Below are 23,731 nucleotides of genomic sequence, written 5' to 3'. Positions count from 1 at the left end.
ACCCACCACCTGGTGGGCAACCACCCGAGGCACGCCGGGCGCGCCGTACTGACCGGAATGGTTCGTGGGAAGTACTCCCCTCGCACGACAAGGTTAGGCCAGGCTGAATCGCCACGCCAAGCGGGACATCAATGGTTGCCCTGGTAAACCGCTGTGTGTGCCCACCACGAGCGCCGTCAACTACGGCGCAGCGTGGCGCCCGGGGCCATCGCCTGCTCGACCAGGCCCCGATAGTCACGCGGCAGTTGCGTCGCCACGTCGTCGAACTCCCCACCGGTGATCGCCTCGCGCAGCGTGGTGAAGACCGCCCGGATGGCGTCCCGGGCGGCGGGCTCCTGCACACCGGCGCGCAGCGCGACCCGGGCGACGAACTCGGCGGCCCCGAAACGGTCCGCCTGCTCGGTGCTCGGGCTCGGCTTCAGCACCAGTTGCAGCGGCTGGGGCAACTGGGCGGCCAGGTCCAACACCTCGCCGCCGGTCAACCGCTCGGCGAAGGTCTCCAGGACAGCCCTGGTCAGCTCCACCGCCCGCTCGGACGACGTGGCGGTGCGCTGGGACACCTGGTCGATGAAGGTGTCGTAGTTCATCGCGTACTCCCTTGCGATCGCGGCGGCGCCTGCGGGTACCCGCGGCGGCGGCGGGGAAACGACGCCGCCTTTCCTCTGCCGGGCGGGCGTGACCGGCCGGCGGACGGGTAACCGCCGCCGGTCGTCACCACACCCGATGCCCGAGGGAGCCCACGCCATGGCGAGCTACGCCGACGTCCTGCAGTACCTGTCGAGCCTGGACTACCCGGCCGAGAAGGACGACGTGGTCCGCGAGGCCGAACGGGAAGGCGCCCCGCCGGACGTGCTGAAGGCGCTGCGCGCCCTGCCGCCTGTCGACTACGCCAACGGGACCGAGGTGGCCCGGTCGGCGGGTATCGAGGCAGCCCCCGAGGTCGGCCCCGCCCAACGGGCCGAGCAGGCCCGGGACAAGAAGCACAACCGGGTCTCGCAGCACCTGCGCGGCATCTGACCCAGCGGTGACGCCCACAGCCCGGCGACGGGGTCGTCACCGATGACCTACACCGGTGGCCCGTCCCGGCCGGTGGAGGTGCGCTTCCCCGCCGCGCGGCAACTCGCCGTGGTGGCGGTCGTCGGCGTCGTCGTCGGCTGCGCATTCGCGCTCGTGCTACCGCTGCCGCTCGCCGCGCTCGCCGGCTGGGACGTGGGCGCTCTGAGCTGGCTCGTACTGGTCTGGCACAAACTCTGGCCGATGGACGCCGAGCGGACCGCCCAACTGGCCGTCCACGAGGACCCGAACCGGGCGATCCGGGACGCCCTGCTCCTCGTCGCCTGCCTGGCCAGCCTGCTGGCCGTGGGGTTGGTCGTGGCCAGCGCCCAGAGCGCGCCACCCGGGCTGACCCGCGAGCTGCACAGCGGCCTGGGCGTGCTCAGCGTGGTGCTCTCCTGGTTCGTGGTGCACACCGTGTTCGCCGCCCGGTACGCCCGGATCTACTACACCGGCCCGGACGGCGGGGTGAACTTCAACCAGCCCGAACCGCCCCGCTACTCCGACTTCGCGTACGTCGCGTTCACCATCGGGACGACGTTCCAGATCTCCGACACCAACCTGACCAGCAACGAGATGCGTCGTACGGTGCTGCGGCACTCGATGGTGTCGTACCTGTTCGGCGCGTTCATCATCGCGGTGACCGTGAACCTGCTGGCCGGTCTGGCCAAGTGACGTCTGGCGGGGCCGACCACGCTGGCCCCGGAGCGCGACACGGGGCGGGGTCGATCGAAGGGCCGGGACAGGCGGGCGCCCCTGGTCACGAACCGCGACCCAGGGCGCCACGCAAGCCTGCCCAGGCGGTGAACCGCATCCGAACCGGTCGCGGTCACCAGGCGGTGGAGGCCCGCCCGAACCGAGCGGCCAGCACTGCCGGGTACAACCATACGACAGAACATCCTCCGTTTGGTCAGAATTCGAGGAAGTGTGGGCCAGGGCACGTCACGACCGACCGGCCACCTCCGCGTACCGGTGCTCCAGGTCGACCCGGGCCAACGCCCCCACCAGCCAAGCCAGCTGCTCCGACTCGCCGGTCGCGAGGCCGGCCAGGTCCTCCGCCGACCTGCCCAGCCCGAGCCGACGTGCGGCAGCCAACGCCCGCCGGTCGGCGACCGGGGCCACCTCCCGCCACAACGCCTGCGCCTCGCGGAGGAACAGGTCGACGACCTGGTCGTCCACGCCCGGAAGCTCGGCGAGCAGCCGCCGCTCCCGAACCGGGTCGTGGTGCGCCACCGCCCGCAACCGGCGCAGGTCACCGCGGTACCGCTCGACCACCGTCCGGGCCAGGTCACCAAGCACATCAGCGAGCGCTGTCACGTCACCACGCTGGCCACTGGCGCGCAGCACCCGGACCCGGTCCTCATGCAGCGAACGAGCCAGCCGGGCCGCGCTGTCCCAGCCCTCGTCACGCAACGCCAGCCCCGCGTCCACCGCCCGCCGGAAGTCACCACGACGGGCGAGCAGCACCGAGAGACAGACCACCTGGAACAGGCTCGCCGGGTTGTTGGTGACCCGGAACCCGTACTGCTCGGCGAAGCCCCGCCCGCCCCCGGCGAGCCGACGCGCCAGACGTTTACGGTCCGCCATCGGAGTAATCAAACTGGTCGCCATCCCCACGACTACCCAAGCCCCAACCCCCCATGCCCCCGCCCCCGCCTGGCCCGGCCCCGGCCCGGCCCGGCCCGGCCCGGCCCGGCGATCTTGCAGTTTCTGTGGGGCAGAAGCCCGCAGGACGGACATTCCGGCAACCGAAACTGCAAGATCGACGAGGTGCGGGGCGCGTCAGCCGTGCAGGCCGCCGGTGCGGTCGCGGGCCTTGAGTCGGGTGGTGGGCAGGGCGGGTGCCGGCAGCGGCGGCGCCGAGTCGTCGGCGACCACACCGAAGCGTCCGTCGCCGTCCATCCAGTCCTCCCGGGCGGCGGCGATCTCCTCGTGCGAGCGGCCGACGAAGTTCCACCACATCACCAACGGCTCCTCGAACGGCGCACCGCCCAGCAGCAGCAACCGGGCCCCCGCCCCGCCACGCACGGTCAGTTCCCGGCGGCCCGAGCCCAGATACAGCAGCGCCCCCGGCTCGAACCCGACCCCGGCCGCCTCCGCGGACCCGGACATCGCCAGCACGGCGTACTCGAAGTCGGGCCGCAACGACATCGTCGCCGGCGTCGTGCCGCCCAACTCCATCTGCACGCCCACCAGCGGGGTGTGCACCACCGCCGGTGACCGCTCCCCGGTGAACTCGCCGACCAGCAGGGTGACGTCCACGTCGCTGTCGCGCCAGCGCGGCAGGTCGGCGTGGTGTGCGAAGTCGGCCGCTCCGGCCCGCGCCGGGTCCGGTAGCGCCACCCAGAGCTGCACGCCGTGCATCACTGGCGGATGGGTGGCCGGCGAACGCTCCGAGTGGGCGATGCCGTTCCCGGAGGTCATCACGTTCAGCTGACCGGGCACGATCGGCTGCACGTTGCCGAGGCTGTCGCGGTGCAGAATCTCACCGTCGAGCAGCCAGGTCACCGTCTGCAGACCGGTGTGCGGGTGCGGCGGCACCTCCATACCGGGGCGCTGCGCCACGTCGTCCGGGCCGAAATGGTCCACGAAACACCACGCGCCCACCATCCGTCGGGCCCGCTGCGGAAGCAGCCGCCGGACCGTGGTGTAGCGACCCAACGGCACGTCGTGGCCGGGCAACAACACACTGCCGGGATCGACGTCGGCCACGCCGGGCGGTCGGGTCTGCGCCAGCATCGATTCAGTACGCTCCACCGCCCGACTGTACGCGCACGCCCACCCTCGACCTCGGCGCTTCCATCCAGGACGGGCGGGGTTCACCAGCCCGTGGCCGTCGGGTGGCTGAGGCGGCCCGGCGCCGTTTCACCTGTTGCGGGAGGAGACCAGCACGCTGTTGGCGCCGGCGACCAGATCCAGGTACAGGCGCGCCGCGGATCGGTCCCAGCCCGGCGTACCCAGCACCGCGCCCGCGGCCACCCCATCCCAGCGGTCGTCGCGTACCACCACCGAGCCGGCGCCGACTCCCGCCCTGACCCGTACCGGAGTCTCCCCGGCGACCCGCACGTCGAGCTGGCTGGTCCCACCGGTCAGTCGTACGGTCAGGGTGCTGACGGGGCTGCCCGATCGCGGACCGGCGGGGCTGTCGGCGGCCTTGATCGGTGGCAGGAGAATCTCGGTGCGGCTGGAGCCGCCGGCGAGTTCCACGCCCCGCAGTCGCGCTCGGGTGAGGTCCAGCAGTTGACTGCTCACCCCGCCCACGAGGTGCAGACGCCAGTTGACCCGCTCGTTGAGCAACACCCGTACGGCGCGCGGCCCCCGCGTACCGGAGCCCACGAGGCCAAGTCGCACGGTCTCCCCCCGCACCGTCGGTCGGCCCGTCACCGCCGAGCCGGCCGGGGTGCTGATCCGGTACAGGTCATCGCCCAGACCGGCCACCCGCAGCTCGAACGAGGACAACCCGTCCGCGAGGACGAAGGTGCCCCGCTGCCGACCCGCCAGCGGCGCTGTCAGCACGTGCTCTGCGGCGGCACCGCGCCGACCCCCAGCCGCGCCTGGCCCGGCGGTACCCTCCGAACGGCCGCCGGGAGTGTCGTCGGGCCGCGCGTCTTCCGGGGGAGCCCCGTCGGAGCCGGTGCCGTCCGGGCCCGTGCCGTCGGGTTGGCTGGAGTAGGTCATGCCGAGGCGGTCGGGGTCGGCGACGATCACGGCCACCGCCGCCGCACCCAGGAGCAACACGACGGCAGCCGCAGCCGCCAACAGGCGGGCACCGGTGGACCACCGTCGTGGTGCGGCCTCACCCGAGGGCTCCGGCTCCGACCCCGGTTCCCGACCCACGCCGTACCCCACTGCGGCCATGTCTCTGTCCCTCCGCCGGTCCCCGCCGAGGGGTACGTCCCCGCCAGCCGATCGGATCACACGTCGCCCGCCCGACGGCAGCAGAAAGACCGCTGGCCGGCACCCCGGGTTGCGGGTGCCGGCCAGCGGTCGGTGCCGTGCTGTGGTCCTGCCGTGCTCTGGTGCGGATCGTGCTGTGCCGCGGGTCAGCTGTTCCAGTACTGGCCAACCAGGTCGGCGGCCTGCTGCTCCCACTGGGCGTAGGCGTCCGGGTAGGCCGAGACCTGCACGGTCTGCGCGGCGTCGGTCAGGGCCATGTCCTGCCACCCGTCGACCTGCTTGAGGCCCTTGAGGAACGCGGTCGTCGAGTACTCGGGGTCGGTGATCTGCTCCGGGGTGCCCCAACCCGAACTCGGGCGCTGCTGGAACAGGCCCAGCGAGTCGTGGTCGTTCATGTCACCCAGGTGACCCAGGTTCTCCAGCTTGGACTCCTGCAGGCTCGTCGCGATCGAGATGACCGCCGCCCGCTCCGGCAGGCCCGCCTTCTTCGTCGCGGCGATGATCGCCTTGACGTTCGCGGTCTGCTCGTCGTTGAGGGTGATGTGCGACTGCTCGCCCTGGGTACCGTGCGGGATCAGCTTGCTGGCGTCGGGCTTGTCGGCCTGTACCGCCATGGCGACGGGCTTGGTGTCGACCGGGTTGGCCACGTGCGCGATCGGACCGGCGAACACACCACCGGCGAACGCGAGACCAGCAACAGACAGCACGCTCTTACGCATGATCGTGTTCATGGGGGTAGCTCCTTCGGGGGTAAGGACACCCGCACACGTACGGGTGTGAGCACCTCGTCCGGCGCTGCACTTTCAAGGGGAAAGTCTGAGGGGGTGACGCCCGTCGGGCGTCGCGCCGGCGACCTCACGGGCGGGGGCTCGTGGCGCCGGGTCCATGTGTAACCACCGGCGGGCCGGGGTCATTCCGGGGTTTGGCCCATCCGTTCGGCACCCTCGTGGAGGCGGTGCCGGTCGTGGGGGTTGTAACGACCGCGGCGGGGCTGGCATTCCAACCTGCCGAACCCGACATCCCGTGCCGGACCCCGCGTCCGCAACCTCGCGTGGGCGAGCCGAGGGGATCGGGCTAGCGGGTCGTGGTGCTGCGATCGTCAGGGTGTGTAACGACCCCGGCCCGGCCAACATTCCGGCCCCCGGGTGCGCCCCGACACAACGCAGAATGCCACAAAGCCGACATAACGATCACGATCCGCGCCCGTAGACGGCGGACACCGGACGCAGAGGAACCGGACGCTAGGGGCGGTCTTGGGCTGTCAGGCGGGAGCGCACCTTTGCGGCGCAGGCGTCCAGGGTTGCCTGTGCGTCCAGCCCCAGACTTTCGATGGCCACCAACGCGGTGAAAGCGACGTCGGCCAGCTCCGCCGCGACGTCCTCGCGGGTGTGGGTGACGCCCTTGCGCGGATTCTGCCCGAGCAGACCGATCCAGGCGGCCGAGGCCTCCCCCGCCTCTTCGGTGAGCTTGAGGATGCGGCAGGTCAGTTCGGTCTGCCCGGTGCCGTTCGCCGCGTCCAGCCAGCCGCGCGACGTTCGGGCCGCCTCCCAGATCGACTCGTCCACGGCTGTCAGTCAACCCGATCGGCCCACCGACTCGAACGTCCGGGTACGGCTGGACAGCCTGTTGACCGGCTGATCAGCGTATCCATTGACACGTGTCGACGGCAGTTCTAGGTTCAGGACGCTACCGGCCGGTAGGCATCCGTCCCGCTGGTCGCCCCCGGGCGACACCCGTCCGATGGGGAGCACCGATGCTGTCCACACCCGTTCGCACCCTGCGCCGACTGCTCGCCACCACCGTGACGATGACCCTCGCACTCGGTCTGGTCGGTGCCGCGCCGGCCACCGCCACCGGCCGCGACGCGAGGGGCGGTGAGCCGCTACCCGGCTACACCATCGAGAATCCGCCGTTGGCCCCGCTGGTCGTGGACGGCAGGCCGACGACGGTACGCCAGGGCGTGCACCGGCACGCCGGGTACATCATCGAGGTCCCCGCCCGGTGGAACGGCGACCTGGTGTTGTGGGCGCATGGTTACCGCGGTCAGGGCACCGTGCTCTCACCGGAACCGCCGGGCTTCGGGCTTCGCCAGCGCCTCCTGGAGCAGGGGTACGCCTGGGCGTCATCGTCGTACGACCGTAACGGCTTCCACATCCGCTCGGGGGTGACGGGCACGAAGGATCTCGCCGACCACTTCGGGCGGACGGTCCGCCGGCCGCAGCACACCTACATCGCCGGGGTGTCGATGGGTGGTTACGTGATCGGGCGTTCGCTGGAGCAGTATCCCGGCTTCTACGACGGCGGGTTGCCGATGTGCGGGGTGCTCGGCGATCAGACGCTGTTGGACTTCTACCTGGACTACAACCTGGTGGCGCAGACGCTCGCCGGGGTGCCCGCCTACCCCACGCCGGCTGACTACCTGACGAACGCGGTGCCCCGCATCCAGGTGGCGCTCGGCCTGGCCGGGCTGACCCCCACCGGGCCGGACACCACCACGGACCGGGGCAAGCAATTGCGGGCGATCACGGTGAACCGTTCCGGCGGGCCCCGCCCGGGTGCGGACGCGGCGTTCGCGCTCTGGAAGGACTTCCTCTTCTCGATCAGCGTGCCCACCGGGACCGGCGACTCCCCCGCGCAGCGGCCCGGGCAGCTCTCCACCAACCTGCTCACCCGCTACGCCCCGAACAGCCCGGTCAACGTCAACGCGACGGTGCGGCGGGTCGCCCCGGAGAACGTCTGGCAGCGGCTCCTGCCGACGCTGACCGAGGTGCCGCAGATCGCCGGCCGTCCGAGCGCGCCGGTGCTCAGCCTGCACGGTCTCGGTGACCTGTTCGTGCCGTTCAGCATGGAGCAGGCGTACGCCACAGATGTGGCGCGGCACGGTCGCAGCAAGCTGGTGGTGCAGCGGGCGATCAGAACGACGCAGCACTGCGAGTTCACCCCGGCCGAGGCCGGCACCGCCTGGGACGATCTGGTGTCCTGGGTACGCACCGGCAAGCGCCCGTCCGGCGACACCGTGACCGACCCGACGGTGGTGGCCCGACCCGACTACGGCTGCCGGTTCAGCGACCGGGACGCGTACGGGGCCGGGGTCGGGACCCGCCGCCTCTACCCGGCCTGCTGAGGGCACGACGACGCCGGCCGGCCCCTGAACGGGACCGGCCGGCGCGGGGACGTGCGGGTGTCACCAGAGCTGCTGGACGATGTCCGCCGCCTGCTCCTCCCACTGCGCGTACGCGTAGGGGAAGGCGGAGACCTGCACGGTCTGCGCGGCGGTGGTCAGCGGCAGGTCCTGCCAGCCGCCGACGTTCTTGAGTGCGCTGAAGAACGCCGTGGCGGCGTACTCCGGGTCGGTGATCTGGTCGGGCGTGCCCCAACCGGACGACGGACGCTGCTGGAACAGGCCCTGCGAGTCGTGGTCGTTGTACGCGCCGAGGTGGCCGAGGTTGTACAGCTTCGACTCCTGGAGCGACGTGGCGACGCCGATCACCGCGCCCCGGTCCCCGACGCCGGTCTTCTTGGCGGCGTCGACGATGGCCCGGGCGTTGGCCAGTTGCGCGTCGTCGAGGGGTACGCGCGACTGGGCGCCCTCGATGCCGTGCGGGATCAGCTGGGCGCGGCTCGGCTTGCCCGCCGGCGGCTTGCCGGTGGCGGAGCCGGTGGTGAGACCCGACTCGACGGGCTGTTCGTCCGGGTTTGCGGAGGTGGCGGCCTTGCCGGTGGCGAGGTCGATGGCGGCGACGGCGCCCTGGTGCGGTCCGGAGGTGACCGGGGCGGCGGCTGCGGTCGGCGCGAGTGCCAGACCGCCGAGGGCGGCCACACCCGCCACACTCAGCGCGGTCTTGCGGTACGAGTCCTTAGCGATGGCGGGGAGCCATCGAGTGAAGTCGGCCTTCACGATGGTTGCCCTTTCGATCGTGCGGAGCGCTCCGGGGTGAACGCGCCTCGGGAGATGACCGCGGAAAGGGTTTGGGCTTCGGCGGTACGGGGGACACAACCGGGTTCACGTGTCGGGCATTCCGGAAATGCCGCAGGGGCAGTCCGATGCGGTCCCGGTCACGGCACCACCTCGGACATCGCGGCCCTCTACGGAACAGACGGTGAGGACCGTGACGGAGGGTGTTTCAGGCGCCGGAGGTCACAGGGGACGTGGTGCGTATAGGTAAGCAGAGCAAAGGGAACGTGCGAGGCGGGTTGGGTGGGGACTGGGCGGCTTGTCGTTACCGGGCCCTAACGGCCTGGCGCGGGCGCACCGACCGGGGCCTTGCCGATCGGGCCATGGACTCAGCCGTCGGTGTCACGCCCAGAATCGGCGGCCCGCGTCCCGGCCTGCTCGTCCGGCCGGAGGAGTTCCTGGAAGACGGTGATGTGCAGGCCAGCGGGGGCGTCGAGGCGGGAGTTGAGCGACTGCCACGGCGTGCGTGTCGGCGGCGCGACCTCGCTCGCCCCGGCGGCCACCAGGCGGGCGGTCGTCGCTTCCGCGTCGTCCACCTCGAAGGCCACCCGGATGCGTGGCGCGACCTGCCGACCCACCTCGACCTCGTCGATCAGGCGTTTCTGTGCCGGGCTGGCGATCTCCAGGGTGGCGCGGCCGGCGTCCAGGATCACCACCCGGGCGTCCCCCTCGCTGGTGAACGCCGCCTCCTCCGGCAGGCCCAGCGCGTCGCGGAAGAACGCGACGGCGGCCTCGTGGTCGGCGGCCTCCACCACGAGGCGCAGCTGACGGACGACTGGCCTGGGCGGGTCGGCGGTCATGAGCACGATCCTAGCCCCAGGGCCGTCGGGTTCAGTGGCCCCGCGCCAGCCACTCCTGCAGGTGCGGGGCCTCCGCGCCGATCGTCGTGTCGTCGCCGTGGCCGGTGTGCACGACCGTCTCCGCCGCAAGGGTCAGCAGGCGGGTACGGATCGAGTGGACGATGGTGTCGAAGTCGCTGTACGAGCGGCCCGTCGCGCCCGGCCCACCGGCGAAGAGCGTGTCGCCGGTGAAGACCACACCCAGCTCCGGTGCGTGGAAACTGCACGCGCCGGGGCTGTGCCCGGGGGTGTGCAGCACCCGCAGCGTAGTGCCGGCCACCTCGACGACCTGCCCGTCGTGCAGCTCGCCGTGGGGTGGCAGCTGCGGGTGGACCATGTCCCAGAGGACCCGGTCGGCGGCGTGCAGCAGCACCGGCGCACCGGTGGCCTCGGCCAACTCGGGCGCCACCCGCACGTGGTCGTCGTGGGCGTGGGTGGCCAGGATCGCCCGGACCCGCCGGTCGCCCACCAGGGCGAGGATCGCCGCCACGTCGTGCGGCGCGTCCAGGACGACGCACTCGCGGTCGTCACCGACAACCCAGACGTTGTTGTCCACGTCGAACGTCTGCCCGTCCAGCGAGAACGTGCCCGAGGCGACCGTCCGGTCCACGCGGGCGGTCATCAGAACACCACCACCGAGCGGAGCACGTCGCCGTGGTGCATCCGCTCGAACGCCGTCTCGACCTGGTCGAGCGCGATCTCCTCGGTGACGAACGCGTCGAGGTCGAGCCGCCCCTGCAGGTACAGCTCGGTGAGCATCGGGAAGTCGCGGCTGGGCAGGCAGTCGCCGTACCAACTGGACTTGAGGGCACCGCCGCGCCCGAAGACGTCCAACAGCGGCAACTCGACCTGCATCTGCGGGGTCGGTACGCCGACCAGCACCACGGTGCCGGCCAGGTCGCGAGCGTAGAACGCCTGCTTCCACGTCTCCGGGCGGCCCACCGCGTCGATCACCACGTCGGCGCCGAAGCCGCCGGTGGCGGCACGGATCGCGTCGATCGGGTCGGTCTCGGAGGCGTTCACGGTGTGCGTGGCGCCGAACGCGCGGGCCCAGTCGAGCTTGCGACCGTCGGTGTCCACCGCGACGATCGTGGTGGCACCGGCGAGGACCGCACCGGCGATCGCCGCGTCCCCGACGCCGCCGCAGCCGATCACTGCGACCGAGTCGCCCCGGGTGACGTTTCCGGTGTTCATCGCCGCGCCCAACCCGGCCATCACCCCGCAGCCGAGCAGACCGACGGCGGCGGGTCGGGCCGCCGGGTCCACCTTGGTGCACTGACCGGCGTGCACCAGGGTCTTCTCGGCGAACGCGCCGATGCCGAGCGCCGGGGCGAGTTCGGTGCCGTCGGTGAGGGTCATCCGCTGCTTCGCGTTGTGGGTGTTGAAGCAGTACCAGGGCCGACCCCGACGACAGGCACGGCACACCCCGCAGACCGCCCGCCAGTTGAGCACCACGAAGTCGCCCGGGGCGACGTCGGTGACGCCCTCACCGACCTGCTCGACGATGCCCGCGGCCTCGTGCCCGAGCAGGAACGGGTACTCGTCGTTGATGCCGCCCTCGCGGTAGTGCAGGTCGGTGTGGCAGACCCCGCACGACTGGATCCGGACGATCGCCTCACCGGGCCCGGGATCGGGCACCACGATGGTGGTGACCTCGACCGGCGCTCCCTTGCTGCGGGAGATGACTCCCCGGACTTCCTGGCTCACTTCGCCTCCCGCTGGTGGTCTCTGGCGAACCTACCGCGACCACCACGGCCAGCCCAGCCGGCCCGGCGGGTTATCGCGGGCGGTCCGGGGTACGCGGGCCGCATTCGACAACGGCCACCGGGGAGTGACAATGAAACTCGCGCACCTGCCGCTGCGGCTCAGCATCGGCGCGTACTTCCTCAACTCGGGTCTGGAGAAACGGAACCTGGAGGGCGCCGCCGCGGAGACCATGCACGGGATGGCGGTCACCGCCGTGCCGCAGCTGGGCCAGTTCGAGCCGGGGCGCTTCGCGAAGCTGCTGGCGTACTCGGAGGTCGCCCTGGGGGCCGCGCTGATCGCGCCGTTCGTGCCGGCGCCGCTGGTCGGGCTCGGTCTGACCGCGTTCGGTGCGGGCCTGGTGCAGCTGTACCTCAAGACACCCGGGTTGCGGGAACCCGGCAGCATCCGGCCGAACCAGCAGGGCGCGGGCCTCGCCAAGGACGTCTGGCTGGTCGGAGCGGGGCTGACCCTCGTTCTGGAGGGGCTGACCCACGGCCGTCGGCGGCGCCGCTGAGCCAGGTCTGAGGAACCCAGTTGACCGCCTCGCGTTCGGTGCGGCCGTTCTACCGGCCGATGCGACCTCGTCGCCGCGACGAGCCGCACCGCGCCGCCACCCCACTGGAACTCTTCTTCGACCTGTGTTTCGTGGTGGCGGTCGCCCAGGCGGCGAGCAGTCTGCACCACGACGTCGCCGAAGGTCACCTCCGGCACGCGGTGGTCAGCTACCTGATGGTCTTCTTCGCGATCTGGTGGTCGTGGGTGAACTTCACCTGGTTCGCCTCGGCCTACGACACCGACGACGACGTCTACCGCATCACCACGTTGGTGCAGATCAGCGGAGCGTTGATCCTGGCGGCCGGGGTGCCGCGGGCTTTCACCGACGGCGACTTCACCGTCATCACCTACGGGTACGTGGTGATGCGGCTGGCGGCTGTCGTGCACTGGAGCCGCGCGGCGGCCGGCGACCCCGGGCACCGTCCGGCGGCGCGCCGCTACGCGATCGGCGTGAGCGTGGTGCAACTCGGGTGGCTGCTGCGGCTGTTGCTGCCCGCCGAGTGGGGCCTGGCGTCGTTCGTGCTGTTGGTGCTGGCCGACCTGCTGGTGCCGGCGGTGGCCGAACGTCCCGGAATGACCCCGTGGCACCCCCGACACATCACCGAACGGTATGGGCTGTTCACCCTCATCGTGCTCGGCGAGACGGTCCTGGCCATCTCGATGGCGATCCAGACCGGGCTCGACGCCGGGGAGCACCGGCTGTGGTCGCTCGCGGCGGCCGGCGCGGTCATCGTGTTCGCGCTCTGGTGGCTCTACTTCGACCGGCCGATCGAGGCACCCGACCGGATGCCGTACTCCCTGATCTGGGGTTATGGCCACTACCTGGTCTTCGGGGCGATCGCTGCGGTCGGTGCCGGCCTGGGCGCGACTGTGGACGTCGAACGGCACCTCGCGCACATCTCCGAGGTCACCGCCGGGTACGCGGTGGCCATCCCGATCGCGGTCTTCCTGCTCACGGTGTGGGTGCTGCACGTACGCCGGCACCAGCACGGCGCGGTGGTCGTCGCCTTTCCGGTCGTCGCGCTGCTGGCGCTGCTCGCGCCGCTCGGCCCGGCCCCGGTGTACGTGCTAGCGGCGCTGCTTGTCGCTCTGGTGACGGTGACGGTGCTGGTACGCCGCCGCGACGTCGGGCCCAACGCGACGGTTGCCGGCCCGGCCTGACTGCGGTCACGCCACCTCGCGGGCCACACCTCGGTTCAGGCCGGTGACCAGGAGCCGGTTGTACGAGGCCGGCATGACCCGGGCCAGCAGGTCGGGCAGCTTCGCCGACCAGCCGATCAACACCCGGCCGCGACGCCGCTCGACGCCGCGCAGGATCACCTCGGCTGCCCGCTCCGGCGCGATGGTCAGCAGCTTCTCGAACTGCGCCCGCCCGGCCGCGTACTCGTCGTGCGAGACGCCACTGCCGATCCGGGCGTTCTCGGTGATCCGGGTGCGGATGCCGCCGGGGTGCACCGAGGTGACCCCGATGCCGTCGTCGACCAGCTCGTGGCGCAGCGCTTCGGTGAAGCCGCGTACGGCGAACTTGCTCGCCGAGTAGGCGGTCTGCCCGGCGGGCGCGATCAGCCCGAACAGGCTGGAGATGTTGACCAGGTGCGCGCCCGGCTCGGCGCGGAGGGTGGGCAGCAGCGCGTGGGTCAGCTGCGCCACGGCCCGGAAGTTGACCTCGATGACCCAGCTGAACTCGTCGAACGTCACCTGGTCGAACCGGCCGCCGAGGCCCACCCCGGCGTTGTTGACGAGCAGGCGTATGCGCGGGTGCCGGTGGCTGATCTCCGTGGCCACCTGGGCGGTGGCGGTCTGGTCGGCGAGGTCCACGAGGTACGTGGCGAGCCGACGATCCGGGTGGTCGGCGCGGATCGCGGCGGTGACCGCGTCCAACCGCTCGGCGTCGCGGTCCAGCAGGACGAGGTCGCTGCCGCGGCGGGCCAGCGCGTGGGCCAGCGCGGCGCCGATGCCGCTTGCCGCCCCGGTGACCACTGCTGTCGCGCCGGCGAAGTCGAACCTCTGCACGCTCCTGCTCCTCTGCTGACGGGTCACCGGCGCTCGGACGCGACGGGACGCCTGGGGTTGCGGGGAGCGGTCACCTCGCCGGCGCGGGAGAACCGCACCCCCTCGTCGGTGAGCCGGCCGTGCCGCATCAGCAACACGTCGCGGGGGTAGTTCTGGTGCAACCGCCACGGCGCGGTCGCACCCTGCTTGGGCAGCGTGTCGACGGCGCGCAGCACGTAGCCCGAGCGCAGGTCGATCAGCGGCACCCGCTCGGCGTCGGGCGGTGGGAGTGGGGTCACGACCTGCTGGCCGGTGCGGTCCAGGTGCCGCAGCAGTCGGCAGACGTAGCCGGCGACCAGATCGGCCTTGAGTGTCCACGACGCGTTGGTGTAGCCGAGGGTCAACGCGAAGTTCGGCACACCGGAGAGCATCATGCCCTTGTAGGCGACGGTGTTCGGCAGGTCGACGTCGACGCCGTCCACGCGCAGTGTCAGACCGCCGAGGGCGAGCAGGTTGAGCCCGGTCGCGGTGACCACGATGTCGGCGGGAAGCTCCACCCCGGAGGCCAGCCGGACACCGTGCGCGGTGAAGGTGTCGATGGTGTCGGTGACCACCGACGCGGTGCCGTCGCGCACGGCCGTGAACAGGTCGCCGTCGGGCGACACGCAGAGCCGCTGGTCCCAGGGGTCGTAGCGGGGTGAGAAGTGCCTGTCGACGTCGTACCCCACCGCGAGCCGGCGTCGCGCGGCCCGGCGCAGCACCCGCCGCACCAGGCCGGGCGCACGCCGGCTGAGCTGGAAGGTGGCGGTGGACAGCAGCACGTTCTTGGCGCGCACCACCGAATACGCGACCGTCGCCGGCAGCCAGCGCCGCACCGCGTCGGCCAGCCGGTCGCGGGCCGGCAACGCCAGGATGTACGTCGGTGAGCGCTGGAGCATGGTCACGTGCGCGGCTCGCCGCGCCAACGCCGGCACCAGGGTGACCGCGGTGGCCCCGCTGCCGAGCACCACCACCCGCTTGCCGGTGTGGTCGAGGTCGTCGGGCCAGTGCTGCGGGTGCACCAACCGCCCGGCGTACGCGTCGACGCCGGGCAGGGGTGGGGTGTGACCCTCGTCGTAGCGGTAGTAGCCGGCGCAGGCGAAGAGGAACGAGCAGGTCAGCACCACGGTTTCGGCGGTGTCGGTGCGCTGGGCGTGCACCGTCCAGTGGGCGGTGTCGCTGTCCCACTCGGCGCGCAGCACCCGGTGCCGGAAGCGGATGTGCCGTGGCACGTCGTACTCCCGGGCGGTTTCCCGCACGTACTCCCGGATGGTCGTGCCGTCGGCGATGGCCTTCGGCGCGGTCCACGGCTTGAACGAGTAGCCGAGGGTGAACATGTCCGAGTCGGAGCGGATGCCCGGGTAGCGGAACAGGTCCCAGGTGCCGCCGATGGCGTCGCGTGCCTCCAGCACCGCGTACGTCTTGTCGGGGCAGTCACGACGCAGGTGGCAGGCGGCGCCGATGCCGGACAGGCCGGCACCGATGATCAGCACGTCGACGTGGTCGGAGGCCATCGGGTTCCTCCATCCGGGGCGGTGGTCGGACCCTAACACCGCACCCGGACGGCCGGGAGTGCCCTAGTGCGAGCGGGTGAAGGTCATGATCCAGTTGGTTTCCCAGGTCTGCTCGCCGTCGACCGAGAACGCCTGCTCCCAGCGCGCGGTGGTGGCGCTGATGTCGGACCAGATGAACCGGCACCGGACGGGACGCCCCTCGTGCTGGTCGTCGGCGTAGAAGCGGCCGACCCCGTCGACGAAGCGGCCCACCATCGGTGGCTGCCCCAGCACCCCGGTGTCGCTGCTCATCCAGTAGATCGACCACTCCTGCCGGGCCGGGTCGAAGATCCGGACCGTGGCGCCGGCGGAACCCTTGGTGGGGAAGGTGATCTCGTCGAAGTGACCGCCGCCGGCGAAGAAGCCGTGCGCCACCGACACCCCCGGAAACTCCTCCCACTCGTCGGAGCCGACAAGCCGCTTGCGCAGCCGCCGGTTGACGACGTTCCAGGTGCCCACAAAGAAGTCGAAGTCGCCCATCAGCGGCCCACCGGCCCTTCCGCTCGAAATGCCATGCCGGGACGGTACAGGCGGTCTCCTGACAACTAGTGTCAGTGGAGTGCGGGCTTCTCGACTTGTCTCCCTCCTGTTGCTGCTCCAGTCGCACGGGCGGATGACCGCCGCGCAGCTCGCCGAGCGGTTGACCGTCTCTCCCCGCACCATCTACCGGGACGTCGAGTCGCTGCACGCCGCTGGCATCCCGCTCTACGGAGAGGCCGGGCACGCCGGCGGCTACCAGCTTGTCGACGGCTGGCGGACCCGGCTGACCGGGCTGACCGCCGAGGAGGCCGACCGGCTGTTCCTCGCCGGGCTGCCCGGCCCCGCCGGCGAGCTGGGCTACGGCGACGTGGTCGCGGCGCTGCAACTCAAGCTGCACGCCGCGCTCCCCGCGCCGCTGCGTGACCGGGCGACCCGACTGCAACAACGCTTCCACCTGGACACTCCCGGGTGGTACGCGGACGGCGACGCCTCCCCCGAGCTGGCCCGCACGGCCGAGGCGGTGTGGCGGCAGCACCGCGTCGAGGTGCGCTACCGCGGCTGGAACGGCGAGGTGACCCGCGTTCTGGAGCCGTACGGCCTGGTACTCAAGGGCGGCCGTTGGTACGTGGTGGCCGACCAGCCCGGCCGGGGCGCGCCGGCGACCTACCGAGTCAACCAGATCCTCGCGCTGACCCCGCTGGCGCAGGAGTTCGACCGACCCGCCGACTTCGACCTGCCGTCCTGGTGGCGGGCGCACGTGGTGCAGTTCCGAGCACGGCTGCACCGCGACGAGGCGCACGTCCGGCTCTCCCCGGCCGGGCGGGAGCGACTGCGCGAGATCGGCAGCGATCCGGTGGTGACCGCGATGGATGCCAGCGCCGGGCCACCGGACGCACGGGGTTGGGTGACAGCGGTGCTGCCGATCGAGTCGCTCACCCATGCCCACGGTGAGCTGCTGCGCCTCGGCGCCGACGTGGAGGTGCTGGCCCCGGCGGCGCTGCGCGAACGGCTCGCCGCCACGGTGGCCGGGCTCGCCGCGCTCTACTCCCCCACCTGAGCAGCCCCGACCCTCTCCACAGTGGAAGGGTCGGGTGCGTCGGTTGTCGGCACGGTGTGCCACCCTGGGACGGTCATCGATGGTCACCGGAGGTGAGGGTCACGTTACGGCTACGCGCACTTGTCGCCGTCCCCGGCACCGGGCCGGTGACCCTCGACGTTCCCGCCGGCACGCTCGCCGCCCTGGTGGCGCCGCCCCGGTTCGGCACCGCGGTGGCCCGAGTGCTGGCCGGGCTGGCCTCGCCGGTGACCGGGCGCGTCCTCGTCGGCGAGCGGGACGTCACCGGCCTGCCGCCGCCCCGCCGCCAGATCGGCTACGTGCCGGCCGGTGGCGCGCTGCTGCCGCAGCTCACCGTGCGGCGCAACATCGAGTACGGCCAGCGCAAACGCGAACGGGTGCACGAGGTGGCCAACGACTGGACGGCCACCGTGGTCGACCGGCTCGAGCTGGCGTTCTCCCTCGCCCTGCTGCCGCACCAGATCTCCGCCGCCCAGCGGTTCCGGGTGGCGCTCGCCCGGGCGGCGGCCTGCCTGCCCGAGGTGCTGGTGGTCGACCTGCCGGCCGGTTCGGCCGGCGACAGCCGCCTCGGTGACCTGATGCCCCGGCTCTCGCCACCGGACGCTCCCGGGGTGGCGGTGCTGGTCTGCACCGCCGACCCGGGCACCCTGGCCGAGATACCGGTGCGGCACGAGCTGGTCACCGAGCCGAGCGAGGCCGCCCGATGACGCCGAACGCCCGCGTGAGTCGTCGTACGCTGCTGCGCGCCGCCGCCGCCGGCACCACCGCGCTTGCCGCCGGCTGCTCCGGCGGGACCCGGTCGGTGCAGGTCGCGGTGGTCTGGAGCACCAGCGAACTGGACCGGTTCCGCGAGGTCGTCGCCGGCTACCCCGCCCCCGTGCAGGTGGTCAGCGCCGGCAACGACATCGACGCGTTCCTGCGCGCCCGACACCTCGCCGGCACCAGCCCGGACGTGGCGATCCTGCCGCGCCCCGGCCTGGTCACCGAGTACGCCCAGCGCGGGTGGTTGAGCCCGGTGCGCGGGTCCACCGAGTACGCCGTCCCCGTCGGGCTGGGCGAGCTGCTGACGGTCGAGGGGCGGCGCTTCGGCGTCTGGGTCAAGGCGGCGCACAAGTCGCTGGTCTGGCACCTGCCCTCGATGCTGCCCGCGCCGCCGGCCGACTGGGACGCGCTGGTCCGGCGTACCCAGGAACTGGGCGCGCTCGCCCGGCGCGACGGCGGGCCGGCGCCCCTGGCCATCGGCGCCGCGGACGGCTGGGTGCTCACCGACTGGTTCGAGAACGTCCTGGCCGACGTGGCACCGGAGAGCTACCACACCCTGGCCCGCCCGGACGCCGACTGGCAGGGCGCCGCGGTGCGCGAGGCACTGGACCGGCTCGCCGGGCTCTGGAGCATCAACGGGGCGTTCGTCGGCGGTGGCCGTCGCGCCCTGCTCACCCAGTACGAGGAGTCGGTGATCCAGGTGGTGCACACGAAGCGGGCGGTGATGCTCGTCGGGGCCGACTTCACCGCCGACGTCGCCAACCCGTTCCAGCGCGGCCCGGAGGCACCTGTCACGTTCCGGTTCCCGGGCGCCCAGCCGGGTGGCGGCCCGCTGATCGTCGGTGGGGACGCGGCCGTGGCGTTCGCCGACGCCCGGGGCGGGGTCGAGCTTGTCGAGTGGCTCACCAGGGCCGACTCGTTCCAGCCGTGGCTACGTGCCGGCGGCTACCTGTCGCCCAACACCAACGTCGCGATCGGCAGCTATCGCGACCGCGTCGGCCAGCGCCTCGCCGAGGAGATGCGCGCACCCGGCACCCTCCGTTTCGACCTCTCCGACCAGTTGCCCGGCGCGTTCACCGGCTCGGACGGGGTCGGCATCTGGCGGATCATGCAGGGCTTCTTCGCCGACATCACCGACGGGGTCCGCGCCAGCGAGGCGATCCGCCGGGCCACCGGCCTGCTCGCCGCGGCGGCCCGCAGCACGGGGGGCGGCCGATGAGCCAGGTACGGGTCCTCGGCGAGCTGGCGGTCCTCGACGACGTCGGGCCGGCCCGGCGCGGTCGCGCGTACCCGGCGGCGGGGGCGACGTCGGCCCTGCTGCTGCCGGCCGCGGTGCTGCTCGGCGGGCTGGTGCTGTGGCCGGTGCTGCGGACCATGCACGCGAGCGTCACCACCGACGGCCGCTGGGTCGGCGTGGCGCACTTCCGGACCGCGCTCGCCGCCCCGGGCACCGGCGCGGTGGTCGGCCGTACGGTCCTCTGGGCCCTGCTGGTGCCGGCGGTGGTCACGGCGCTTGGTTATCTGCTCGCCGCGGCGTCCCGCCGTTCCCAGGAGGGCGGCCTGGTCCGGTTGATCCTCCTGGTGCCGGTGGCGTTGCCGCTCGTCGTCACGGGGGTCACCTTCCGGCTGATGTACGACCCGGACCCGACCCGGGGGCTGGCCACCCTGGTCGCCACCCGACTGACCGGCCGATCGGTCGAGGACGCGCCGCAGATACTCGGCCCGGGGATGGTCACCGTCGCGTTGATGTCGGCGTTCGTCTGGGCGTGGGTCGGGTTGGCGGTGCTGGTGTTCCGCTCCGCGCTGGACGCGGTGCCGCCGAGTCTCGCCGACGCGGTCCGCGCCTACGGCGGTAAGCGTCGCCACGTGCTGTGGGACGCGCAGTGGCGGCCCCTGCTGCTCCGCACCACCGCGGTGGTCTTCGCGTTGGTGGCGGTCGGCACCAGCCGCACGTTCGACCTCATCCTGGTGATGACCCCCGGCTCGGTCCGCGACGAGGCCTCCGTGCTCGCGCTGCGGATCTGGCAGACGTCCGGGGGCACCACCACCGGCGACGGGGCGGCGCTCGGCGTGGTGTGGCTGGTCGCGGTGATCGGCGGGATCATGGTGGCCGCGCTCTTCGTCCGGCAGGCCTGGCCTCCGCCGCGCGTCGAGGCGGCACCGGAGCCCACGCCGGTCGCCCCGCCCCGACGGGTGTTCCGGCTGCTCGCCGCGGGCGCCGCGATCGCCTGGCTGGTGCCGCTTGCGGTGCTTGTCGCCACGTCGGCGCACGGCAGGGTGGACGCCGCCGCGCGCGGTTGGTGGTCCGCGCCGCCGAGTGGTGAGTCCTACCGCGACCTGGTCACCGGCACCGAGCTGTGGCGCACACTGGGCTTCACCCTGCTGCTGGCGACCGCGGTGACCGCCACGGTGCTTGTGGTCGCGTTGCTTGCCGCGTACCCGCTGGCGTGGTTGACCGGGCCGGCCGCGCAGGCCACCGGGCTGCTGCTGCTGGCCGCCAGCGTGGTGCCGATCCAGGTCATCGCCGGGCCGGTCAACGAGGTGCTGGGTCTGGTGCTCTCCTCCGGCACGGCCCAGGGCCTGGCCCTGGTGCACATCGCGCTGGGGGTGCCGTTCGCGGTGCTGGTGCTGCGCAACGCGTTCGCCGACCTGCCGGTCGAGCAGGTCCGCGACGCCCGGTTGGGCGGCCGCCGGTGGTGGCACACCCTGCGTCGGTTGGCCCGGCACAACCTGTCGGCGGTGGTGGCGGTCTCGGTGCTGGAGTTCGTCCAGGTGTGGAACGACCTGGTGGTGGGGCGGCTGTTCAGCGCGTCGGGGTCCTCGCCGCTCGGGCCGTTCCTGGCCGAACAGACCCGCAGTTTCGTCAGCAACAGTGGCGCGCTGGCCGCCAGCTCGGTGCTCGCCTCGGTGCTGCCGGTGGTGCTCGTGGTCCTGTCCCGGCGGCACCTGGTCGCCGGGCTGGTCTCCGGCGGTGTGCGGTGACCGGGCCGGGTGGTGGGCGCGGCGGCTCGCGCTGGCCGGCGCTCATCGCGATCGGCGGCGTGGTCGGCAGCATCCTCGCCAACGTGGCCAGCAACCTGGCCGGCAATCTCCTCTCCGAGCTGGCGGCAAGCGTGCTCGGGCCGGCGACGATCGTCCTGGCCTCCGGCGGCGTCGTGGGTTACGTGGTGTACGAGGTGCGCCGCCGCCGCGCCGGGCGCGAGGTCGGCCCCGAGCCGACGGAGGTGCTCAGCATCCCGGCCACCGGGGCGCCCACCCTGCCGTACACGGCCGAGTTCACCGGGCGCGAGGAGCACGTCGACGCGGTGGTCGGGCTGCTGGCACGCGAGCACGCGGTGGCGGTCCTGGGCCGACGCGCGGTGGGCACCTCGGCGATCGCGGTGCAGGCCGCGAACCGCTGCCGGGAAGACTTCCCGGACGGGCAGTACTACCTGGACCTGCGGCGGCGGGGCCGCCCCCGATCGGCCCGGCAGGTGCTCACCGCGCTGGCCCGGATCCTGGGCACCACCCCGCCGACCTCCGGCCGGCCGGACGCGCTCGCCGTCGCCGCCGACGCGCTGCGCGGCCACCTCGACGGTCGCAAGATCCTTCTGGTGCTGGACAATGTCGACCGTCCCGACCAGGTCCGGCCTCTGTTGCCGCCGACGGCGCGCACCTGCCGCCTGCTCCTCGCCGGCCCTCCGGCGCTCGTCGGCCTGGCGGGCGTGGTCGCGCACTGGGTCGCCGAACCGGGCACGTCCGAGGCGGTGGAGCTGTTCGCGACGGCGGGCGGGGCCGCGCCCGCAGCCCGGGTCCGACGCGCCGACCCGCGTACCGACCCGGCGGTGTGCGCCATCGTCGACCTGTGCGGGCGGCAGCCGCGGACGGTCCGCGCACTCGGTTACCGCACCGCGCAGCACGGCTGGCGGCACTCCGACGTGCTGGACGCGCTGCGCCGGGCGGTGCAGACGCCACCGCACCAGCGGCTCCCCGTCTCACCGGCGGCCCGCCTGGTCACCGAACGGGACATCGCGTACCGGGTGTTGCCCCGCCAGGCCCGACGGTTGTACCGGCTGATGTCGCTGGTCCCCGCCCCGGTCGACCGGCCCACCATCGCGGCGCTGGCCGGGCGGCACCCCGATCTGGTGACCGCACTGCTCGACCGGTTGGCCGCCGCGGCGTTCGTGGTGGGCGCGCCCGGCGACCGGTACGAGATCCGCCCCCTGTTGGCCGGCAGCGCCCGACTGCACCTGCGCGACGCCGACCCGGTCCGGGCCCGGGTCGCCGCGCAGGCCCGGCTGACCCGGCACCTGGCCCGCCGGGCCGAACGGCACGCGGCAAACCTCGCGGTGCTCGGCTCCGCACCCGACCGGGAGTGGTCGCTGCCGCTCGACGACGACCCGTACGGCTGGTTCGACCTGCACCAGGAGCTGCTGCTGGCGGTGGTGCGGGTGCCGGCCGGCGCGAAGGAGACGCTGCCCCGTCGGGTGCGCCGGTGGTGGTTCCGGCTGGCCGTGGCGCTGTGCGGGTGGCTGGCGTACGCCGAGCGCCTCGACGAGTGGGAGCAGGTCTGCCGTACCGTGCTGGCCACCCCGACCGCCGACGACCGCCCGGAGATCGCCGGGTGGGCCCACAACGAGCTGGGCGTGCTGCGCCGACGCCGGCACGACCCGCAGGGGGCGGTGATGGCACTCGCCCTCGCCGTCAACGAGCGGGGCCGGCGGGGCAACGCCCAGGCGCGGATGAACCTCGGCCTGGCCCTGCTCGACCTGGGGCAGCTCGACGACGCGGTGGAGCACCTGGAGATGTCCCGCCGGCACCGCTCGGGTGCCGACCGCGCCGGGCACGCCCTCACCGACCTCGGCCTGGGGGCGGCGCAGCTGGCCCGGGGTGAACCGGACACCGCGCACCACCACCTGGTGCGGGCGGCCAACACGTTCCGGTCGGTCGGTGACGCACGCGGGTACGCGGCAGCGCTGACCAACCTGGTGCTGGTGCACGCGGCGCTCGGCGAGCACCTGGACGCCGCCCAGGCGTGGCGGGCCGCACTGCGCGAGTACGAGTCGGTGAACGACCCCACCAGCCGGGCGACGGCGCTGCTCAACGCCGGGGCGACGCTGCTGAGCAGCACCCCGGGGCAGGCGCGGACGGCGTACGAGCTGCTTGCCGAGAGCCGCCGGCTGCGCGAGGAGACCCGGCCGACGGCCGGGCTGGCGCGGACCCTGCTCTACCTGGGCGACGCGTGCGCCGCGCTCGACGACCAGGCCGACGCGCGGCGGCACTGGGCGGACGCGGCGGCGGTGGCCGAGGAGGTCGCCGACGCCGAGGGGTTGGCCGCCGCCGACGCCCGACTGGACAACGATGCCGACAGCCGGGTGACGTAGGTCACTCACGGTGGCTGCTGGCACAGGTCTAGGAGACTGGACTCTAAACGTGCCTTGTTACTCATTGTTTCCCGAGCTGAGCCAATTATGGGCGGGTTTTATCGCATTTCGGAGTTCGCGGAACGCATTGGTCGTTCCGCGTGTCTTCCGCCGGACAGCGCGACGACCTTGCGTCGCAGCACACCGCCATGGAGACGTTCTGCCTAGCCCCAGGGCTGGCCGTGCACGAGTGGGTCAGTGAGATCGGCGGTGGTATGGATTTGCTGCGGCCTAAGCTTCTCAACGTCATGAGCCGAGTCAAGGCCGGGCAGGGGTCGACGCTGGCCATCGGCCACAAGGACCGGCTGGCCCGGCTCGGCTCGGCTCGGCTCGGCTCGGCTCGGCTCGGCTCGGCTGCGACTATCTCGGCTACGAGGTGAGGT

General features: G+C 72.6%; 24 protein-coding genes. 11 read left to right on the top strand and 13 right to left on the bottom strand.

What is annotated here, in order from left to right:
• Positions 1–176: 176 nt before the first annotated feature.
• Entirely contained in the window at positions 177–587 is a 411-nt protein-coding gene (locus ACWER9_RS11385; protein WP_452301736.1) for a DUF2267 domain-containing protein, read from the bottom strand.
• A gap of 157 nt (positions 588–744) precedes the next feature.
• Between ACWER9_RS11385 and ACWER9_RS11380 the strand changes: the two genes are divergently transcribed.
• Both ACWER9_RS11380 and ACWER9_RS11375 read left to right on the top strand, forming a co-directional pair.
• Entirely contained in the window at positions 745–1,017 is a 273-nt protein-coding gene (locus tag ACWER9_RS11380) for a DUF2795 domain-containing protein (protein WP_030332551.1), read from the top strand.
• 42 nt (positions 1,018–1,059) lie between these two features.
• Entirely contained in the window at positions 1,060–1,728 is a 669-nt protein-coding gene (locus ACWER9_RS11375; RefSeq protein ID WP_452301735.1) for a DUF1345 domain-containing protein, read from the top strand.
• Between the two features lie 267 nt (positions 1,729–1,995).
• On the opposite strand, the gene ACWER9_RS11370 is transcribed toward ACWER9_RS11375, so the two are convergent.
• The 5 genes from ACWER9_RS11370 to ACWER9_RS11350 form a co-directional block, all read right to left on the bottom strand.
• Entirely contained in the window at positions 1,996–2,664 is a 669-nt protein-coding gene (locus tag ACWER9_RS11370; RefSeq protein WP_452301734.1) for a hypothetical protein, read from the bottom strand.
• A gap of 171 nt (positions 2,665–2,835) precedes the next feature.
• Positions 2,836–3,810, bottom strand: coding sequence for a pirin family protein (locus ACWER9_RS11365; protein ID WP_452301733.1), 975 nt, complete (start codon positions 3,808–3,810; stop codon positions 2,836–2,838).
• Between the two features lie 108 nt (positions 3,811–3,918).
• A complete protein-coding gene (locus ACWER9_RS11360) occupies positions 3,919–4,911 on the bottom strand; it encodes a hypothetical protein (protein WP_452301732.1) in 993 nt (330 codons plus the stop codon).
• A gap of 185 nt (positions 4,912–5,096) precedes the next feature.
• On the bottom strand, positions 5,097–5,681 hold the full coding sequence (locus tag ACWER9_RS11355) for a hypothetical protein (protein WP_452301731.1): 585 nt from the start codon (positions 5,679–5,681) through the stop codon (positions 5,097–5,099).
• A 510-nt stretch (positions 5,682–6,191) separates the two neighbouring features.
• Positions 6,192–6,515: a MazG-like family protein gene (locus ACWER9_RS11350; RefSeq protein WP_452301730.1), complete on the bottom strand. Its 324-nt coding sequence runs from the start codon at positions 6,513–6,515 to the stop codon at positions 6,192–6,194.
• A gap of 188 nt (positions 6,516–6,703) precedes the next feature.
• Between ACWER9_RS11350 and ACWER9_RS11345 the strand changes: the two genes are divergently transcribed.
• A complete protein-coding gene (locus ACWER9_RS11345; RefSeq protein WP_452301729.1) occupies positions 6,704–8,074 on the top strand; it encodes a hypothetical protein in 1,371 nt (456 codons plus the stop codon).
• Between the two features lie 60 nt (positions 8,075–8,134).
• Here the strand turns inward: ACWER9_RS11345 and ACWER9_RS11340 are convergent, their stop codons facing one another.
• From ACWER9_RS11340 to ACWER9_RS11325, 4 genes are all read right to left on the bottom strand, one after another.
• Positions 8,135–8,848 carry a hypothetical protein gene (locus ACWER9_RS11340; protein WP_452301728.1) on the bottom strand — a complete coding sequence of 238 codons (714 nt, stop codon included), beginning with the start codon at positions 8,846–8,848 and terminating at the stop codon, positions 8,135–8,137.
• Positions 8,849–9,234: 386 nt separating this feature from the next.
• Positions 9,235–9,705 carry a VOC family protein gene (locus tag ACWER9_RS11335; RefSeq protein WP_452301727.1) on the bottom strand — a complete coding sequence of 157 codons (471 nt, stop codon included), beginning with the start codon at positions 9,703–9,705 and terminating at the stop codon, positions 9,235–9,237.
• Positions 9,706–9,736: 31 nt separating this feature from the next.
• A complete protein-coding gene (locus ACWER9_RS11330; protein ID WP_452301726.1) occupies positions 9,737–10,366 on the bottom strand; it encodes an MBL fold metallo-hydrolase in 630 nt (209 codons plus the stop codon).
• A complete protein-coding gene (locus ACWER9_RS11325; RefSeq protein WP_452301725.1) occupies positions 10,366–11,451 on the bottom strand; it encodes an S-(hydroxymethyl)mycothiol dehydrogenase in 1,086 nt (361 codons plus the stop codon). Before ACWER9_RS11325 ends, ACWER9_RS11330 begins: the two co-directional genes overlap by 1 nt.
• 130 nt (positions 11,452–11,581) lie before the next feature.
• On the opposite strand from ACWER9_RS11325, the gene ACWER9_RS11320 reads away from it, so the two are divergent.
• Positions 11,582–12,004, top strand: a complete 423-nt coding sequence (locus ACWER9_RS11320) for a hypothetical protein (protein ID WP_452301724.1) — start codon at positions 11,582–11,584, stop codon at positions 12,002–12,004.
• A gap of 20 nt (positions 12,005–12,024) precedes the next feature.
• Positions 12,025–13,206, top strand: coding sequence for a low temperature requirement protein A (locus ACWER9_RS11315; protein ID WP_452301723.1), 1,182 nt, complete (start codon positions 12,025–12,027; stop codon positions 13,204–13,206).
• A 6-nt stretch (positions 13,207–13,212) separates the two neighbouring features.
• On the opposite strand, the gene ACWER9_RS11310 is transcribed toward ACWER9_RS11315, so the two are convergent.
• From ACWER9_RS11310 to ACWER9_RS11300, 3 genes are all read right to left on the bottom strand, one after another.
• A complete protein-coding gene (locus tag ACWER9_RS11310; protein ID WP_452301722.1) occupies positions 13,213–14,058 on the bottom strand; it encodes an SDR family NAD(P)-dependent oxidoreductase in 846 nt (281 codons plus the stop codon).
• 23 nt (positions 14,059–14,081) lie between these two features.
• Positions 14,082–15,590, bottom strand: a complete 1,509-nt coding sequence (locus ACWER9_RS11305; protein WP_452301721.1) for a flavin-containing monooxygenase — start codon at positions 15,588–15,590, stop codon at positions 14,082–14,084.
• 63 nt (positions 15,591–15,653) lie between these two features.
• Positions 15,654–16,109 carry a hypothetical protein gene (locus ACWER9_RS11300; protein ID WP_452301720.1) on the bottom strand — a complete coding sequence of 152 codons (456 nt, stop codon included), beginning with the start codon at positions 16,107–16,109 and terminating at the stop codon, positions 15,654–15,656.
• Between the two features lie 79 nt (positions 16,110–16,188).
• On the opposite strand from ACWER9_RS11300, the gene ACWER9_RS11295 reads away from it, so the two are divergent.
• The 6 genes from ACWER9_RS11295 (at position 16,189) to ACWER9_RS11270 (ending at position 23,728) form a co-directional block, all read left to right on the top strand.
• Positions 16,189–17,166 carry a helix-turn-helix transcriptional regulator gene (locus ACWER9_RS11295; protein ID WP_452301719.1) on the top strand — a complete coding sequence of 326 codons (978 nt, stop codon included), beginning with the start codon at positions 16,189–16,191 and terminating at the stop codon, positions 17,164–17,166.
• A gap of 92 nt (positions 17,167–17,258) precedes the next feature.
• Positions 17,259–17,891 (top strand): ATP-binding cassette domain-containing protein, encoded by a 633-nt coding sequence (locus ACWER9_RS11290; RefSeq protein ID WP_452301718.1) that lies wholly within the window; start codon positions 17,259–17,261, stop codon positions 17,889–17,891.
• Positions 17,888–19,165 (top strand): extracellular solute-binding protein, encoded by a 1,278-nt coding sequence (locus tag ACWER9_RS11285; protein ID WP_452301717.1) that lies wholly within the window; start codon positions 17,888–17,890, stop codon positions 19,163–19,165. The genes ACWER9_RS11290 and ACWER9_RS11285 overlap by 4 nt, the downstream gene beginning before the upstream one ends.
• Entirely contained in the window at positions 19,162–20,928 is a 1,767-nt protein-coding gene (locus ACWER9_RS11280; protein WP_452301716.1) for an ABC transporter permease, read from the top strand. The genes ACWER9_RS11285 and ACWER9_RS11280 overlap by 4 nt, the downstream gene beginning before the upstream one ends.
• Positions 20,925–23,309 carry a hypothetical protein gene (locus ACWER9_RS11275; RefSeq protein ID WP_452301715.1) on the top strand — a complete coding sequence of 795 codons (2,385 nt, stop codon included), beginning with the start codon at positions 20,925–20,927 and terminating at the stop codon, positions 23,307–23,309. Before ACWER9_RS11280 ends, ACWER9_RS11275 begins: the two co-directional genes overlap by 4 nt.
• Positions 23,310–23,449: 140 nt before the next feature.
• Entirely contained in the window at positions 23,450–23,728 is a 279-nt protein-coding gene (locus ACWER9_RS11270) for a recombinase family protein (protein WP_452301714.1), read from the top strand.
• Positions 23,729–23,731: the final 3 nt, after the last annotated feature.

This window comes from Micromonospora sp. NPDC003944 (assembly GCF_053605225.1).
The sequence above is the reverse complement of the archived record's forward strand: the minus strand, read 5'-3'. Positions and strand labels throughout refer to the sequence as shown.

Coding starts and splice junctions, on each gene's coding strand:
- ACWER9_RS11285 (WP_452301717.1), top strand. CDS start 17,888: ATGACGCCGAACGCCCGCGTGAGTCGTCGTACGCTGCTGCGCGCCGCC.
- ACWER9_RS11385 (WP_452301736.1), bottom strand. CDS start 587: ATGAACTACGACACCTTCATCGACCAGGTGTCCCAGCGCACCGCCACG.
- ACWER9_RS11335 (WP_452301727.1), bottom strand. CDS start 9,705: ATGACCGCCGACCCGCCCAGGCCAGTCGTCCGTCAGCTGCGCCTCGTG.
- ACWER9_RS11320 (WP_452301724.1), top strand. CDS start 11,582: ATGAAACTCGCGCACCTGCCGCTGCGGCTCAGCATCGGCGCGTACTTC.
- ACWER9_RS11380 (WP_030332551.1), top strand. CDS start 745: ATGGCGAGCTACGCCGACGTCCTGCAGTACCTGTCGAGCCTGGACTAC.
- ACWER9_RS11355 (WP_452301731.1), bottom strand. CDS start 5,681: ATGAACACGATCATGCGTAAGAGCGTGCTGTCTGTTGCTGGTCTCGCG.
- ACWER9_RS11300 (WP_452301720.1), bottom strand. CDS start 16,109: ATGGGCGACTTCGACTTCTTTGTGGGCACCTGGAACGTCGTCAACCGG.
- ACWER9_RS11360 (WP_452301732.1), bottom strand. CDS start 4,911: ATGGCCGCAGTGGGGTACGGCGTGGGTCGGGAACCGGGGTCGGAGCCG.
- ACWER9_RS11370 (WP_452301734.1), bottom strand. CDS start 2,664: ATGGCGACCAGTTTGATTACTCCGATGGCGGACCGTAAACGTCTGGCG.
- ACWER9_RS11375 (WP_452301735.1), top strand. CDS start 1,060: ATGACCTACACCGGTGGCCCGTCCCGGCCGGTGGAGGTGCGCTTCCCC.
- ACWER9_RS11305 (WP_452301721.1), bottom strand. CDS start 15,590: ATGGCCTCCGACCACGTCGACGTGCTGATCATCGGTGCCGGCCTGTCC.
- ACWER9_RS11330 (WP_452301726.1), bottom strand. CDS start 10,366: ATGACCGCCCGCGTGGACCGGACGGTCGCCTCGGGCACGTTCTCGCTG.
- ACWER9_RS11280 (WP_452301716.1), top strand. CDS start 19,162: ATGAGCCAGGTACGGGTCCTCGGCGAGCTGGCGGTCCTCGACGACGTC.
- ACWER9_RS11345 (WP_452301729.1), top strand. CDS start 6,704: ATGCTGTCCACACCCGTTCGCACCCTGCGCCGACTGCTCGCCACCACC.